The organism is Vibrio sp. J2-3(2022) (genome assembly GCF_021725735.1).
GTDB lineage: Bacteria > Pseudomonadota > Gammaproteobacteria > Enterobacterales > Vibrionaceae > Vibrio > Vibrio diabolicus.
Genome location: NZ_JAKKCK010000002.1, coordinates 32,896 through 49,353, shown reverse-complemented (window position 1 = coordinate 49,353; position 16,458 = coordinate 32,896). Strand labels below are relative to the sequence as shown.

At 44.4% G+C, this 16,458-nt stretch carries 13 protein-coding genes; 9 read left to right on the top strand and 4 right to left on the bottom strand.

All coding sequences use genetic code 11. The features are described from left to right. Positions 1–27 precede the first annotated feature (27 nt). Positions 28–744: a 6-phosphogluconolactonase gene (pgl, locus tag L3V27_RS08385; RefSeq protein WP_005397368.1), complete on the bottom strand. Its 717-nt coding sequence runs from the start codon at positions 742–744 to the stop codon at positions 28–30. Beyond that, positions 741–2,243 carry a glucose-6-phosphate dehydrogenase gene (gene zwf / locus L3V27_RS08380; RefSeq protein ID WP_005397367.1) on the bottom strand — a complete coding sequence of 501 codons (1,503 nt, stop codon included), beginning with the start codon at positions 2,241–2,243 and terminating at the stop codon, positions 741–743. Before zwf ends, pgl begins: the two co-directional genes overlap by 4 nt. Positions 2,244–2,782: 539 nt before the next feature. On the opposite strand from zwf, the gene L3V27_RS08375 reads away from it, so the two are divergent. Beyond that, a complete protein-coding gene (locus tag L3V27_RS08375; protein ID WP_237311611.1) occupies positions 2,783–3,715 on the top strand; it encodes an AraC family transcriptional regulator in 933 nt (310 codons plus the stop codon). A 117-nt stretch (positions 3,716–3,832) separates the two neighbouring features. Next, positions 3,833–5,968, top strand: a complete 2,136-nt coding sequence (locus L3V27_RS08370) for a TonB-dependent siderophore receptor (protein ID WP_237311610.1) — start codon at positions 3,833–3,835, stop codon at positions 5,966–5,968. Between the two features lie 91 nt (positions 5,969–6,059). Here the strand turns inward: L3V27_RS08370 and L3V27_RS08365 are convergent, their stop codons facing one another. Continuing rightward, positions 6,060–6,746: a response regulator gene (locus tag L3V27_RS08365; RefSeq protein ID WP_053807992.1), complete on the bottom strand. Its 687-nt coding sequence runs from the start codon at positions 6,744–6,746 to the stop codon at positions 6,060–6,062. Beyond that, positions 6,743–8,362 carry a sensor histidine kinase gene (locus L3V27_RS08360; protein WP_176320627.1) on the bottom strand — a complete coding sequence of 540 codons (1,620 nt, stop codon included), beginning with the start codon at positions 8,360–8,362 and terminating at the stop codon, positions 6,743–6,745. The genes L3V27_RS08365 and L3V27_RS08360 overlap by 4 nt, the downstream gene beginning before the upstream one ends. Before the next feature lie 477 nt (positions 8,363–8,839). Between L3V27_RS08360 and L3V27_RS08355 the strand changes: the two genes are divergently transcribed. The 7 genes from L3V27_RS08355 to L3V27_RS08325 all read left to right on the top strand — a co-directional run bounded on the left by L3V27_RS08355 (position 8,840) and on the right by L3V27_RS08325 (position 16,246). Beyond that, positions 8,840–9,067 carry a hypothetical protein gene (locus L3V27_RS08355; protein ID WP_005377125.1) on the top strand — a complete coding sequence of 76 codons (228 nt, stop codon included), beginning with the start codon at positions 8,840–8,842 and terminating at the stop codon, positions 9,065–9,067. A gap of 130 nt (positions 9,068–9,197) precedes the next feature. After that, positions 9,198–10,613 (top strand): TolC family protein, encoded by a 1,416-nt coding sequence (locus tag L3V27_RS08350; protein ID WP_048626476.1) that lies wholly within the window; start codon positions 9,198–9,200, stop codon positions 10,611–10,613. A gap of 3 nt (positions 10,614–10,616) precedes the next feature. Then, positions 10,617–11,597 carry an HlyD family efflux transporter periplasmic adaptor subunit gene (locus L3V27_RS08345; protein WP_005377122.1) on the top strand — a complete coding sequence of 327 codons (981 nt, stop codon included), beginning with the start codon at positions 10,617–10,619 and terminating at the stop codon, positions 11,595–11,597. Between the two features lie 28 nt (positions 11,598–11,625). Further along, entirely contained in the window at positions 11,626–12,792 is a 1,167-nt protein-coding gene (locus L3V27_RS08340) for an ABC transporter permease (protein WP_237311957.1), read from the top strand. Continuing rightward, positions 12,789–13,940 (top strand): ABC transporter permease, encoded by a 1,152-nt coding sequence (locus L3V27_RS08335; protein ID WP_237311609.1) that lies wholly within the window; start codon positions 12,789–12,791, stop codon positions 13,938–13,940. Before L3V27_RS08340 ends, L3V27_RS08335 begins: the two co-directional genes overlap by 4 nt. 259 nt (positions 13,941–14,199) lie before the next feature. Next, positions 14,200–15,264 (top strand): HlyD family secretion protein, encoded by a 1,065-nt coding sequence (locus L3V27_RS08330; RefSeq protein WP_104974043.1) that lies wholly within the window; start codon positions 14,200–14,202, stop codon positions 15,262–15,264. Then, positions 15,254–16,246, top strand: coding sequence for a DUF2955 domain-containing protein (locus tag L3V27_RS08325; RefSeq protein ID WP_237311608.1), 993 nt, complete (start codon positions 15,254–15,256; stop codon positions 16,244–16,246). The genes L3V27_RS08330 and L3V27_RS08325 overlap by 11 nt, the downstream gene beginning before the upstream one ends. Positions 16,247–16,458 lie beyond the last annotated feature (212 nt).

The window sequence follows — 16,458 nt, the reverse complement described above, 5'->3', positions numbered from 1 at the left end:
CAATTTTGTTTCATTGACGAGCAGCGTTTAAGCAATTTTTGCTGCTGCGTCCAAATCTAAATACCATTCCGTCAGACCAGATTTCGCTTGAATCTTAGCCGCTGGGTATGGCAGTGCGTGTGCAGGTGAACTGTTGATCTCTTCAACGATGTCCGCTTTTCCTGCACCAAGCACTAAGTAACTGATGCGTTTTGCTGCTTCTAAAACGCGTGCCGTTTTTGACACACGAAGCTGGCCCGACTCAGGATGAGACGCCACAAGAGATAGGTTCGCATCATCATAATTCGTTTGACCAGGGAACAGAGAAGCTGTGTGACCATCTGCACCAACACCTAATAAGATCCAGTCAAACACAGGGGTTCCGTTTTCAGTCGGAATCACCTCTGACATCTCTTTCGCAAAGCGTTCCGCTTCCACTTTAGGGTCATCTTCACCGCGTATACGGTGGATGTTTTCTGTTGGAATGTTTACTTGGCTAAACAGTAGCGCGTTCGCTTCTCCGTAGTTGCTTTCCGCATCGTCAGGTGCGACACAACGTTCGTCACCCCACCAGAAGTGGAGATTTTGCCACTGAATAGAGGTTGCGTAAGCCTCTGAAGCCAACAGTTTGAACAGCATTTTAGGAGTGCTGCCGCCAGAAAGAGAGATGTGAACAGGTCGGCCCATTTCGCTGAACGCTTTCATGTCGTTAGCTAGGCTTTCAACTACCTGCTCTGCTGTTTGGTAGATCTTATGGTTGATCATAGTTCACAGTAATCCGTATCTGTTAAGTTTTTACATGGGAAGCGCCAAGCGCGACCATCACGCTGTAGCAGGTCGTCTGACTCTTTAGGACCCCATGTGCCGCATGCGTACCCGAAGAGGGATTGTGGATCTTGTTTAAAATCTAAAATTGGCTGTACGTACTGCCAACACGCTTCCACCGCATCACTACGTGCAAATAGCGTAGCATCACCATTCAAAGCATCAAGTAGAAGACGCTCATACGCAGTTAGCATTTGCGTTTCTTGTAGGTCAGCGTAATGGAAGTTCATTTTCACTTCTTTCGCTTCAAAACCTGCGCCTGGCTCTTTCAAGCCAAAGCTCATTTGAATGCCTTCGTCTGGCTGAATGCGAATGATCAGCTTGTTTTCTGGTGCGTTTTGACCAAACACTGGGTGCGGTGTTTGTTTAAAGTGGATAACCACTTCAGTCACGCGTGTTGGAAGACGCTTACCAGTACGCACGTAGAATGGCACGCCATTCCAACGCCAGTTGTTAATGTATGCTTTCAAACCGATGTAAGTTTCGGTACGTGAGTCGTCTGCAACCCCCGGCTCTTCACGGTAGCCACGTAAACTTTGTCCACGAACTTCAGAAGCGGTGTATTGACCTAATACTAGATCGTTACGCAGAGCGTTTTCGTCCAAAGGTTTTAGACACTGGAGTACTTTAACGACTTCATCACGCATCGAATCTGCATTGATCTGTGCAGGTGGCTCCATACCCACCATCGCCAATACTTGTAGCAGGTGGTTTTGGAACATATCGCGCACGGCACCCGAGTTGTCGTAGTAACCACCACGCTCCTCTACGCCGAGGAATTCTGCGCCCGTGATTTCAACATAATCAATGAAGTTACGGTTCCAAAGCGGCTCAAACATCGCGTTTGAGAAACGAAGTACAAGAAGGTTTTGTACCGTCTCTTTACCTAAGTAATGGTCAATTCGGTAGATTTGATGCTCTTGGAAGTGCTCGTGAATTTCTTTATCCAGAATACGCGCTGATTCAAGGTCATAACCGAATGGTTTCTCAATAATCAGGCGTTTCCAACCATCTTCTTCTTTGTTTAGGCCGTGTGCTGCAAGACTTGCAGGAATCACACTGTATAAACTTGGTGGGGTTGCTAAGTAGAAAAGCGTATTGCGCTGATCGAAACGATATTCGTCAGCAAGTTGGTCTAAACGAGAAGATAGCTTACTGTAATCTTGTGTGTCAGAAGTATTGATAGCTTGGTAGTGCAGATGGTTAATAAATGCATCAAGCGTTTCTGGCTCAGTCTTTTCCATTTCCTGAAGCGATTTTTTCAGCTTCGCGCGGTAAGACTCATCACTGTATTCAGTGCGACTTACACCCAGAATGGCAAAATTTTCTGGAAGCTGCTTGTTCGCATAGAGGTGGTATAAAGCAGGAATGAGCTTACGGTATGTAAGGTCACCTGAAGCACCAAAAATAACGATGCTGCTGTTTTCTGGTATTACCATCATCTTTCCCTTAAAAACGAGGTACTTATTGTGTGCCCGGATACGGCTAAAGGATGAGCCAACCCTATCAATGGCACCTCAAAATAGAAAATTGGTCTTACCTATTACGTTGATAGGTAAAGTCTATAGGCCCAAAGAACCTCAAGAAGTAGCACTCCCAAATCTGTTGGAAACACGACGTATTAAGGTCATTTAGGTCACTTATGTCTCAAAAGTACACACTGTACTCGCTGGAGGAGAGTCCGACACGGTGCAGTATTGTCTACGACTATTTGATTTACATCAACACTTGCCAGTGCAAACGTTTAAATAAGTTGCACAAAACATCATAAATATTTGTATTTTATGGATAAAAAAAGTTGCACTAACGTAAGACAAAAATTAAGCAAAAACTCTAATATGGACAATCCTTATCCATCCTTGCAATCCATTACAATTTTATTGTGATCTATGTGGCCTGAATTTTATCCTCTCACTCTATTGATAATGATACTCAATTAAAGATAATGAGGATACTATTAATGCGAAAGTAGAATGTCATGAAACCAAGCACAAAGAATCTGCACCCGATAAACCGAATACACTCTGTGCTTGATTACATTCACAACAATCTAGATATCGCACTTAGTTTGGATGAAATCTCGAAAGCAAGCTGCTGGTCACGTTGGCAACTGCAACGCGTTTTCCAGCAACACACTGGCGTGTCCGTCGCTCACTATATTAGGGAGCTTAAACTAAGCCTTGCAGCTGAACGCTTAATCCATACATCAGACCGTTCGTTAGATATTGCGATAGAAATGGGGTTTGCTTCTGAACATGCATTCAGTCGAGCTTTCAAAAATATGTTTTCAAAGAGTCCTCGAGATTATCGTAAAGCTCAGCAACTAACGGGCTTGAGGCAACCTTTAACGTTGCGCGATACACCAGAAGACGAAAATAGACATAAGTGCTTTATCGAAGTTCGAATTGAAACAAAACCTGCTTTTGTGCTTGCTGGTTATCATGAACCTATTTATGGATTGTTTTCCGCAACGCCCAACTTCCAATCCAAAGTGCCCTCATTATGGTCACAGCTCTATTCATCTGAAAACCATACTCATCTGGAAAGAAACTATCTTGGTGTGATTGACGTAACAAAAGCGTATTCAAGCAACCAGCAACTCGAGTATTGGGCTGGTTATGAGTACAACTCAGCGTCAAGAACTTCAATATCCAAAGGCTCTACGCAAGAACCTAATCTTCTGGTTGTTCCTGAGCAAACCTACGCAGTGATTACGCACATAGGTAAAGCATCAAATCTAGCGGCGACGCTTGAGTGGTTCATTTTGCACTGGCTCCCCTATTCCAATTATCACGGTATTGATGGCTACGAGTTAGAAGTTTATCCAGAAGACTATGATGTTGAGAGCGAGAATGCCCAAATGCATTACTGGATACCTGTCAAACCGAACGAAGCCATGCCCATTAGATAGAAGCCTAAGCACTTAGGTTCTGGCTTTGCACCAAATTGTTAACTTTTCCTATTTCTTTCGCTATAGAATGCAAACAACAATCATTATCAACAAATAAAAGTAGTGGAATTAATAAATATGGAAAGTCCGAATCGATTTCATCGTTCTGCGGTTGCAGTCGTGGTATCCGCGCTTATTGCTGGTCACGCCAGTGCCACTGAGAGCACTTCTCAGCACGAAACTATCACAGTACTTGGCGAAACATACCGAAACACCGCAACTAAAACCGTTTTAGAACCGGAAGAAACGCCGCAAGCGATCACGGTAATCACTAAAGATGACATGGACCTACGCGGCGTAAACTCAGTGAGCGAAGCATTGCGTTACGCGCCTGGCGTAAATACAGAGCTGCGTGGCGGTGCCGTTTCTCGCCTTGACCTATTCAATATTCGTGGTTTTATTAACTACACCAACTTTTATGATGGTCTTCCTTTGCTGTACAACGGCTGGAACCTCCAACCTCAGGTCGATTCCGTTGCCCTTGAACAAATCGAGGTTTTTAAAGGGCCAACGTCTGTTCTTTACGGCAATATTCCACCAGGAGGCATGGTCAATATTATCGCCAAGGCGCCTCAGTCAACACCTTCGCACTCTGTCTCGATTAGTACTGGGACTAACAGCCTAAAAGAACTGACGTTCGACACCACAGGACAAATTGGTGATTCTAATGTTGATTACCGTATTATCGGCCTCGCAAAACAGCGAGATGGTCAAGCCGATACGTCTGAAGACGAACGTTATGTCCTCGCTCCATCTTTCAATTGGCAAGCGACAGAAAGCACCTTAGTCAACGTGAATGTTTACTATCAAAATGATCCATCAGCAGGTATCTACACGACCGTGCCAGCGTCTGGCTCAGTGATTGACAACCCACTTGGCTCGATGTCACCAAGCACTTATTTGGGGGATGAGGACTGGAACACTTACGAACGCGAAGTTCTGATGATGGGTTACAAAGTCCAACACGACTTTAACAACAATTGGCAATTTCTACAGAATACCCGCTACATGACCGCCGATGCCTATCAGGAAAACACATATAACAGTGCACTTGAAGCGGATAACCGTACCGTTGGTCGAAATGCTTATTTAACCGATGAAAAGTCCAAATCCTTTGTGATTGACAACCAACTATCTGGCTACGTTAAAACAGGAAATTTTGAACATAACTTATTGTTCGGGCTTGATTATCAGTATCTAGATTCAGATGTAAAATACAAAGACACGCTTGGGTATTCGCTAACTCAGGACATTTTTAATCCTGACCACAACAGCATTGATCGTAATGCACTGAATTTCCAATACAAACAAAACTTAGATGTCAAAACGAAGCAGATTGGCGTTTATTTCCAAGATCAAGTTCGTTACGACCAACTTGTAATGATTGCGGGTCTTCGTTGGGATAAATACGATTCAAATACAGACGCCGTGAGCGATTACCTAGGAGCAATATCCAACAGCAAGGAAGAGTTAGACGACACCAACGTATCTTTCCGAGTCGGCGGTTTGTATGAACTCGACTTCGGCCTATCCCCATACCTTACTTACTCCGAGAGTTTTGAGCCGATTGCGGGTGCAGATGCCACAGGCAAAGCGTTTGAACCATCAACCGGGCATCAGTGGGAACTCGGTTTTAAGTACGCGCCATTGTCTGGCGATATTTCGGGTAATTTAGCGTTCTTCCATATTACGAAGAAAAACGCGATCTTGACCGACCCGAATAATCCTTATGCACCGAACTATCAAGCGGGCGAAGTGGTATCACAGGGTGTTGAACTAGAGGCAAAGTGGCAAGCCACAGCACAAGCTGATTTCACTCTAGGCTACACGTATACCGATATGGAGATTACCGAAGACAGTTATTACAACCAAGAAGGTAAAACGCCGGTTTGGGTGCCTGAGCAAACGGCCTCTCTATGGGCCAATTACTTCTTTGAAGGAAATCTTTCAGGCCTTCGTACCAGTGCTGGCGTTCGCTATGTCGGAGAAGCACAAATTGATGCACAGAATAGTCAAAAAGTACCGGACTACACCTTGTTTGATTTGGCAGCAAGTTACGATTTTTCAACAGTATCTGAATCAATGAAAGGGGCTAGCGTCACCCTTTCTGCAAGCAATCTATTCGATAAAGAATACTATTCTTGTTACGACAAAAATAACTGTTGGTTTGGCGCTGAGCGCTCTATCGAAGCGAAGTTAGAATACAACTTCTAACCTCTTAGAGCGGAACAGCAGTAATTTGTAAAGCGATGGTTTCTACAATAAGCCATCGCTTTTTATTTTGCATAGAGCATCAATATAAACGCTACCGTGTCACTTTTTTATAGCACCTTTCTGGCCTACCAACAGAGCCATAGTTTAAATCAGCCTCTAGTTCACCAGTGCTGATCAGATACTCCAAATAGCGCCTTGCCGTTGTTCGGCTCGCACCAATCTTTTCGCCTGCCTCATCAGCGGTCAGCACACTACCATTTGGGAACAACTCTCTGATCTTATCTAGGGTTACACCATCAATCCCTTTCGGTAATCGGTTCGGCAAGTTGTCTTGATTGGCGTGAGACTGCAGCATTTTATCAACGAGGTTCTGATCCAAACTCTCTACGATGTCTAGTTGTTGGCGTTGGGACACATACTTTTTCAGTGCGGCATCTAAGCGTGGAAACATCACTGGTTTTAGCAGGTAATCAACGACTCCCCCTCTCATTGCCTGTTGTAGCGTATCGACATCCCTTGCCGCGGTAATCAAAATGACATCACACGTTTGGTTGTTCGCACGTAATGTATTGAGTATCTCAAGCCCTGTTCCATCAGGAAGGTATACATCCATCAACAAGAGGTCTGGCTTAAGAATATCGAGTTGCATTTCCGCTTCAATTCTCGTGGTCGCAATGCCGACCACTTCCAAGCCTGCCAATTGGCTTAAGTATTTGTGGTGCAGCTCAGCAATAGCCAGATCATCTTCAATGATCATTACGCGAGTCGCCATACTCATAATTGTTCTTCCTTGGGTAAATACACCGTTATTCTTGTTCCATAATTTGTGTTGGGCATCATCTCAACATGGCCGTGATATCGAGTAGCCAACTGGTTGACAAGATGCAATCCTACCCCCCGATTTTGACGAGATTTCGTCGACACCCCTTTTTTAAATAGCACCTGCGGCTCTATATCGCTTGGTAAACCACAACCTTGATCTATCACCTCAAGTATCACTTCATTTCCGTAATCACTCACTGACACATCGATATTTCTGCGCTCCGATGCGACATTCGATTCATCACGAATCGAGGTTAACGTTGCGTCGAAAGCGTTATCAATTAAGTTGCCCAGAATGGTGACAAGGTCTTCCGAATTTAACCACTCAGGCAGAGGCTCCAAACGACTGCCTTCTTCAACCACCAGCTGTAAGCCTAACTCGCGAGCACGTTCTGTTTTTCCAAGCAACATACCAGCAATTAACGGGTCTTTAACGGTGTCTCTTAAAAATTCGATCATCGCTTGATAGTGTGCGGTTTCTTGCCCAATTAACTTTTGTACGGCATCCAGCTCACCCATCTGAACTAACCCGCTAATGGTGTTTAGCTTATTTCGATGCTCATGGGTTTGCGAACGTAATAAATCTGCATATTCTTTGGTTTGTGATAACTGCTCGGTTAGGTCGTTGATTTCATCCCTTAAACGGAAACTCGATACTGCCCCCACTATTTTTCCATCCACATAAATTGGCGAACGGTTTGCGATCAGACGTTTATGATTAAGGAATATCTCAATATCATGATCTTCCTGTCCGGTTTCTAGCACCGTATATAAGTCACTATCGCGTAACGTCTCAGTCAACGGTTTATTAAGAGCTGCCTCTCTATCAATACCGAGAATCTGACAGGCGCTACGATTGATCGAGCGAAGTATCCCTTGGGCATCAATACTTAACACGCCTTCTTTAATGGTACTCATCGTCACTTCTAATTCGCCGTACAACCGCCCTATCTCTTCAGGCTCGAACCCCAAAATGGCGCGCTGAAACTTTCTCGACGCATAATTGGATACAATGGCATTAGCGACAACAACTACGATGACCATTAAAATCAAAAAGGCCAAAAATGGCTCGATGCGGTCTTGCAGCCGGTCAAGCAAATAGCCAACCGAAACCACACCAATGATGTTCCCTTGCTCGTCAAAAATCGCAGCTTTACCACGAACTGAATAACCTAACGAGCCCTGTGCCGTCGAAACATAAGACAATCCCTGCTCTAGCGCTCGACGATTGTCGCCACCTCTCATTGGCTTGCCCAACCGCTCATCAACAGGGTGGATTAAGCGTACTCCCTTATGGTCGCCAATAACGATGAATGCAGCACCGATGGCTTCGGTTAATTCTCGGAAACGAAGTTGGTATGGCTGAGGATTTTGGGTTGCGACCATTTCGCGAACAACGGCGGAGTCTGCTAAAAAGCGGGCAACACCCAGTGCTTTTTCTCCCATTTCTTGCTCTTGATTGATTTTGAGATAAGTGAATCCTGCAGCGACAAGCAATAAAAGCTCTATCAACCCCGACAGCGTCATAATAATGAGCATTCGCTTACGAAAGCTGATCGTTTTCCAACTCATTGATACATCCTTATGATTCACTCCCAAGCGATTACGTTAACACTCAGTTAACAGCATGGCTTTGTTGCGGTGATAAATCTGTGAGGAAAACAAGCAAACCGCAGAGTTTACGGTTAATTAATCGACGAGCTGAAACATAAAATTACAACCATTCACCAAATTCAGCATTCCTCTCTGATACTCAATTCCATACATAAATTGCCCTTTAAAACATGATCGTGATCACATCGATTTTAGCGGTTTTTGAGGCGTTTTTAGACTTTCCAACGTATAATTTTTAATCAACGAAACCATTGAGAGTTTCGGTTAGAAAGCAGTGAAGCTGGAAGTCTATTAAAAGCTCAACATTAATGTCAGTGATTTGGACACAAATAAAACAAAACACAAATACTGACTATATGACAAACACTTAGACACCATCTGAAAACTGGAAAACTATAAACAGAGGTGCATTTATAGTTAGAAGGAACACCAAACATGGAACGCGATACCTTTGGAATATGCCTGAATAAGGCCATGCTGTCAGAGAATATGTATTCAACGTTTACACACGTCAGGGCTTATGAAAAAAACGGAGGCGGTACTTCTGATCTCAAGGTCCTGTTATCGTTCCCTCAAATGAGTGGAAAAGACCTATTGAATACGATGCGAGGTTCTCGTCAGCTTGAGTGGAGAGCAGAGTTTCACTGTCCATATACGAAGTAAACTTGTAACATCTCCCGCGCCCAGCACAAACATAACTGGGCGCATACTACTGCCCAATTTTCCCTCCTACTTAACACGCAGTTACGAATCCTTTATATTAGAGCTAATACTCTACGACAAAGCAGCCATTATGAAAAAAACAGGAAAGTTTTGGATATTGGGCTTACTTAGCAGCTCGATTTCCCTTGCCTGTCATGCGGCACCGATCACTTTTGATACCGCATGGCAGCTATTGCTAGAAAACAACTATTCTCTTAAAGCTCAACGCTCAAACGTCGAGAACTACCAATACCAAGAGAGTGCCACCAGCAATCTCAACTTACCTCAAGTTACCATTGGCGCGAATTACACGCGTTTAGATACCGATATCACGCTTTCAGGAAAACAGATCCTAGACAGCACAGGAGCACACATTAACGTACCTCCTGCTTTTCAGCCTATTTTTGGTGCCTTAGCTAATACCACTTCGACCATAACCGAGCGCGATATTTTCTCTTCGTCTATTCGTGCGATTTGGCCAATTTTTACTGGTGGTCGAATTTCTGCGGCTCAATCAGCAGCAGAAGGCAAAACGGATGAGGCGAAAAGTCAGCTTCTAATGGAACAACAAGCGCGTTTTGAAGATTTATCGAAGTACTACTTTTCTGTCGTGCTGGCAAAGGAAGTACTCGCAACGCGGCAAGCGGTTGAAGCAGGGCTAAAAAAGCATCGAGATTTTGCCATTAAGCTTGAAGAGCAAGGACAAATCGCGCACGTTGAGCGCCTGCAAGCCGAGGCTTCTTTAGATAAAGCATCTGTAGAAACACGTAAAGCTGCCAGCGATTTGAGTATCGCTCAGGCTGCATTAGGTAAATTACTCGCGCAAGATGATGCCGTAGAGCCCGCTGAATCTTTGTTTATCAACGACAGTCTTCCCCCTCTTACTGCTTTTGTCGATCAAACGCTGCTTACCTATCCGGGGTTAGACCTTCTGAGCGCTAAACACAAACAAGCCTCTAGCTTAATCAAAGCAGAAAAAGGGAAATACTATCCTGAAGTTTACCTTTACGGCGACTACAGCTTGTATGAAGACGACTCTCTCGCAAGCCAAATGAAGCCTGACTGGTTAGTTGGTGTCGGTGTGAGCATTCCACTGATTGAATCAACAGGGCGAAGCGAAAAAGTCAAAGCAGCTCAAAGCGTCGTCTCGCAGGTCGATTCATTAAAGTCCCAAGCCAAACAAGATTTATCGCTGCTAGTACAAAAGACATACTTGGAGGCTCAGCAAGCCATTGATGAAGTACAAGGGCTCGAATCTAGCATTGAACTCGCGAACGAAAACCTGCGCTTGCGTGAAAAAGCATTTACTCAGGGTCTGTCGTCTTCTCTGGATGTTGTGGATGCTCAGCTTTATGTCGCTAGTATAGAAACACAACGTTCAGCGGCGCGTTTCCGCTATTTAATATCTTTAACCAAGCTACTCGCATTGAGCAGTGAAATGAACAGCTTCGAACAATATCAAAATACCGCTTATATCCCTGCTTCAACATCCAAAGAGGTGAAATAAATCATGGCAGCTAAATCACTAAAACCCGTTTTACTCTCACTTTGTGCTTTGGGTGTTGCCTCTTGGGTTGGGTACCAATTTTACCAAGCCTATCAGCCAGAACCGATCCGCTTACAGGGATTGATTGAAGCCCAGCAATACAGCATTTCCTCAAAAGTTCCAGGGCGTATTGATGAGGTCATGGTCCGTAAAGGCGACGATGTAGAGAAAGGCCAGCTTATTTTTACCCTTCATAGTCCTGAAATTGAAGCGAAGTTAGAACAAGCAAAAGCAGGTGAAAAAGCGGCGGACGCCTTAGCTCAAGAAGCTGAGAAAGGCGCACGTGAGCAACAAATCCAAGCAGCAAAAGATCAGTGGATGAAAGCTAAAGCCGCTGCGAATTTAATGGAAAAAACCTACAATCGTGTGAATAACCTTTATAACGATGGCGTGGTTGCAGAACAAAAGCGCGATGAAGCTTTAACTCAGTGGCAAGCAGCGAAATACACAGAAAGTGCCGCGTTTCAAATGTACGAAATGGCAAAAGAAGGCGCGAGAAGTGAAACCAAAGTGGCAGCGGCGGAAAAAGCGCGCATGGCATCAGGTGCCGTAGCCGAAGTAGAAGCGTATGCGAAAGATACTCAGATCTACAGCTGGTTTGACGGCGAAGTATCTCAAGTTCTACTTCAAAGTGGTGAATTAGCACCTCAGGGCTTCCCGGTTGTCACTGTGATAGATACAGAAGATGCCTGGGCGACACTTAATGTGCGTGAAGATTACCTTCAACATTTTAAAAAAGGAGCAACCTTTGATGCCTATTTGCCTGCCTTAAATAAAAATGTCGAGTTCAAAGTAACGCATGTTGCCGTTATGGGTGACTTTGCAACGTGGAGAGCAACCGATGCTTCTCAAGGTTTTGATCTTCGTACCTTTGAAGTAGAAGCTCGTCCAGCTCAGCCCGAACCTGAACTGCGTATGGGAATGAGTGTTGTCGTTGAACTTTAATCACAACCACTAGGTTAATGCTATGACGATGACGATTAAGATTTCACAGCGGCATATCTTACGACGAGATAAGTGGTTGCTTTCGTGCCTTACTTGGATACCGATTTTGCTCGCGATGATGATTTGGGGAGTGTTCTCTGTGGGCATTGCCCGGGATCTGCCAATCGGTGTGGTTGATCTACAACATTCCCAACTTTCTCGAAAGCTTATTCAATCTTTGGATGCGTCGTCGAGTCTGGCTGTTAATTATCACTACACCAGTGCAAGCGAAGCAAAAAATGCGATGATTGAAGGCGATATCTACGCTTACGCGGTCATCCCATCTAAGTTCGATCAAGATATTCTCCAGCACCGCCAACCTCAACTTTCTGTCTTTTACAACAGTCAGTACATTTTGGTAGCGAAATTGATCAACTCTGCCGTTGCGCAAGCACAAGGCTATTTCGACGCTCAGGTTGAAGTAATGAGCAACTTGGCTAAGGGTAACACCACAACGTTAGCGGCGGCTGGTCAGGCTGTACCGGTGTCGACACAAATAACCGCATTATTTAACCGTAACAATAACTACGCACAATTTTTGGTAACGGCTATCGTGCCAGCCATTTGGCAAATATGTATTGTAGTAAGCACTATTTTGATTCTTACCGCGCACTTTCGCATTTATGGTGGAAAGAATGGCTTTGCATTTTTGGGCAAAAAGCCATACGCCAAGCTCACTTCCCTATTAAGTCAGTACATTCCGGTCTTTATGGCGCAAGGTGCGTTGTTCTTGTATTGGTTTTATTCCGTGCTTGATTGGCCAATGGAAGGCAGTTTTGTGGTTATGCTACTAGCACAATTGGTGACGGTTATCGCCTGTATCATTATGGGAGCGTTGTTCTTCTTCTTGTCGATGGATCCTGCACGTGCGATGAGTTTTGCTGGCGCGTTTACAGCTCCAAGTTTCGCGTTCATGGGAATTACATTCCCAGTTTCTGACATGAACACGCTCGCTTATGCATGGCGTTCATTATTGCCGATTACCCATTACATTGAAGTACAAGTGAGTCAAGCAAGCTATGGAGCATCGGCCGCACAATCTTTAAGCTCGCTATGGCCTATGATTGGCTACGTTGTGCCCCTGCTCATTACCGCAGCCTTTATGGGTAAACATCGAACAGCTTCATCAACACGCCAAGCTAAGGAGGCGGTATGACATTGTGGCAACTGATTAAATCGGAATTTAAGGCCATTCTAACCAATCCAGTCGTTACGTTGACCGTGTTTGGTGGTGTCGTATTTTACTCGTTTTTATACCCTTTGCCTTATGCACAACAAACGCCTCGTGAACAACCAATCGCGATTGTTAATTTAGATGGTAGTCAGACGAGTTTAAAGCTGGAACGTATGGTTGATGCCACCCCACAAGTCAACGTAGTCACTCGACTTCATACGATTGCCGATGCAAAGCAAGCATTTTTACAACGAGAGATCACCGGTTTTTTAGTCATACCGGAACACTTTTACAAAGACCTAATGCTAGGTAAAAGCCCGACTCTAGCCTACGCTGCGGACGCCTCGTATTTTCTCGTGTACGGAACCGTGGTAGAAGGATTGGCCCAAGCTGGAGGCACATTAGGGGCCCAAGTGAAAGTCAGTAAAATGGTGATAGATGGTGTGCCCATGAGTATGGCTAGCCATAATTACTCTGCTATTAAGCTTAATATGAAACCGACGTTCAACCCAACCATGGGTTACATCGAATACGTAGTGCCGGCAGTATTTGTTCTGATTTTACAACAAACGTTGATCATGGCGGTTGGATTACAAACGGGAACACAGCGTCATGGTCGTGGCTATTGGTCACAAGTATCAACGGGATCGCTGCTGCTTGTGAGAACGTTAGTATTTGTGGCAATTTATTATTTACTCGGCGCCTATTATTTTGGTTTTAGCTTCGAACGCTTAAACGTAAACCATATCGCCAACACGGGCGAATTGCTAGCTATGTTGTTCCCGTTCTTTTTAGGTTGTTGCGGACTAGGCTTCTGGCTAGGCTACTTATTACCTCGGCGTGAACTTGTCACCTTAGTCGTCTTAGTGAGCTCTATGCCGCTCATTTTCTTGGCGGGTTTTATTTGGCCGATTGAAGCCATTCCTGCTCCCCTACTATGGATTGCTGATTTAAGCCCAAGTACATGGGCGATCAAAGCTTTCTTAGCGCTAAACCAAATGGGGGCAACCTGGCAACAAGTCGCTCCACATTGGACGGCACTTTGGGCACTCACCGTGCTTTGGGGTAGCGTTGCGTACTGGATTGCTAAGCGCAATAACAAGCCAGTTGTAACAGAAAGTCTAAGTTGATTTCTCTCTACAGCTCAAAGATATAATCACAAATCAAAAACCTGATGGACGATCTGAGGGGCGAAGTATCGCCCCTTTTTTATTGGCGACGTTAGCCAACGTGATTGGAAAGTTCGTTTAGCATGCTTCAGCCTCTCTAAATGGCACCTTCGGAACGATCCCATGACCTTATCGACAAATAGTTGATTTTTTGGAAGCATTGTTTATGTCACATGTTGTAACATTGCTTACCTAACGTATTGTAACAAGAGAGAATTGGATGTCTAAAGCGGAATCATCTTCCAGAAAGTTAAGCTTTATTATTATTGGCCTCGTTTTTGTGGTTTGGCTATATAGCTTGTGGGCTGATCGAGTAACACCAATCACTGGCACCGCTCGGATTCATTCTTATCTTGTCCGTATTACTCCAGAGGTTTCGGGGAACCTAACTGAAATCCATGTTCGTAATAATCAAGTCGTTAATGCTGGTGATGTGCTTTTCGAAATTGATCCAAGAGATTATCAAATTAATCTGCGTTCAGCCGAAGCAAACTTAGCCATTGCTGGCCAAAACATTGGAGCCAACACAGCGGCTGTTGAAGTGGCACAAGCTAAGGTCATTGAATCACTCGCAGCTCGTGACAACGCAAGAGAACAAGCAGCTCGCGTAACCGAGCTCGCCGCAAAAGGGGTATTGAGTAAATCTGAGCTAGACAACGCCATCGAAGCCAAAGCACGAGCTCAAGCCACATTAGAGGCAGCAGAAGCGTCCTTAGCTCAAGCCAAGCATAATCTTGGTCCCGAAGGGCAAGATAATCCCCAGATTCTCGCAGCTATAGCAAATCTAGAAAAAGCGCAACTCGACTTACAACGAACGAAAGTGATTGCTCCATCAAAGGGGATCGTTTCTAACTTACAACTCACTGTTGGGCAAAAAGCGACGACTGGCTCACCTCTTGTCACTTTCATTGATCCGAGAGGCGTGTGGGTATCAGCGCTTGTTCGCGAAAACTCACTCGAGCATGTTCGTGCGGGACAAAAAACAAAGATTGTGTTGGATGCTTTACCTGGCAGAGTGTTTCAAGGGCGAGTAGAAAGCATTGGTTGGGGTACTGGTGGCAGTAACGACGTCGATCCGACAACTGGCTTTTTGGTTGCAGACAATAATTCCTTAAACGCACAGCGCTATCCTGTAAATATTGTTTTTGAAGGCGGAGATATTCCCGAAAACGTACGTTATGGTTCGAAAGCTACGGTCGCTTTTTTAACTGAGCAAAGCACCTTTGGAGAGTGGCTGGCCTCTTTCTGGATGAGAGTGTTGAGTATCTGGACTTATGTTTCATAGTTCAGCAAACCCAATCATTAGATTGGTTTTCACTCCGATTCTTTTACTGTTTTACTTACAGTATTCAGGTGCACCTACTCCCTTTATCGCGCCAATATTCGTTGTGATTTTTCTAACACTGATGCCATCTAAACCCCCGTTCAACATGATGTTGAAATTGCTGGTAATACTCTCACTTCTCAGCTTTGGCATCGTAACTTTAGCAGGAGCGCTCATGAGCTCTCCTAGTGGCTTCTTACTGTTTACTTGGTCACTTCTCTGTTGGAGTTATTACCGAAGTCATCGCGATCCAAAAGACATCGTTTCAACACTCACTTTGATTGTTGTATTGATTATCGTGGTCACAAGCCAACAAATGGGGTTGTCGCTTGAGGGGTTGCCATGGGTCTTATTTACTAGCTTCATTGTTGCGTTGGTTGCCACATATATTAGCTTTTGGTTATTCCCTGGGGACGAAAAAGATATACAACCAGACCAAACCACTCTTGATGGTGCAAACGAACATATCGGGCTTATCGTCTTTAAAGCAACCGCATTGTGTGTTGTTTTGTACGCGCTAATATCATCTGGAAGCTCTCAAACGCTATTGATCGCAATAACATTTGGCAGCATGATTAAGCACCCAGTTAATCAAGACAGTCATTCCTTTGGGCGGTATCGAATTATCACTACAAGCCTAGGGATCTTGTTTACTATTCCATGCATGCTTGCAGTAGCCACAAGTGCACCTACTTACGTTGTACTTGGCGTTACCATCTTTTGTGGCCTGCAACTAGCGTGTTTTGCAATACGTCGACAGACACACTTAACCATCTATCAATTGCTTTTTACTAACTTCACTGTGCTGACTTACCAGATTATTAACAATACGGGCATCGAATCATTTTCTGCTCAAATGACTCGATTCGTCTCTATTTCTATCGCTATAGTTCTAGGGGTACTGGTTCTCAATTTATTTAGATCAGAGCAAGAGGTAAAATAACTGCAGCCTCTCTTTCTTAAACTAACAGCGGCTGAGCGATATGAGCTTTCTCATTGAACGAAGCTTGAATAAGTAAAAAAGCATCGATTTTATAATCACATACAGAAGATTACTCCCTCCCAATAAACATTAACGTCCAATCAGAAGAGAAGAATTTTTCAAGTAAAAAACAAGACTCGAATTGAGTCTTGTTTATAAATGTGGTCTGGATG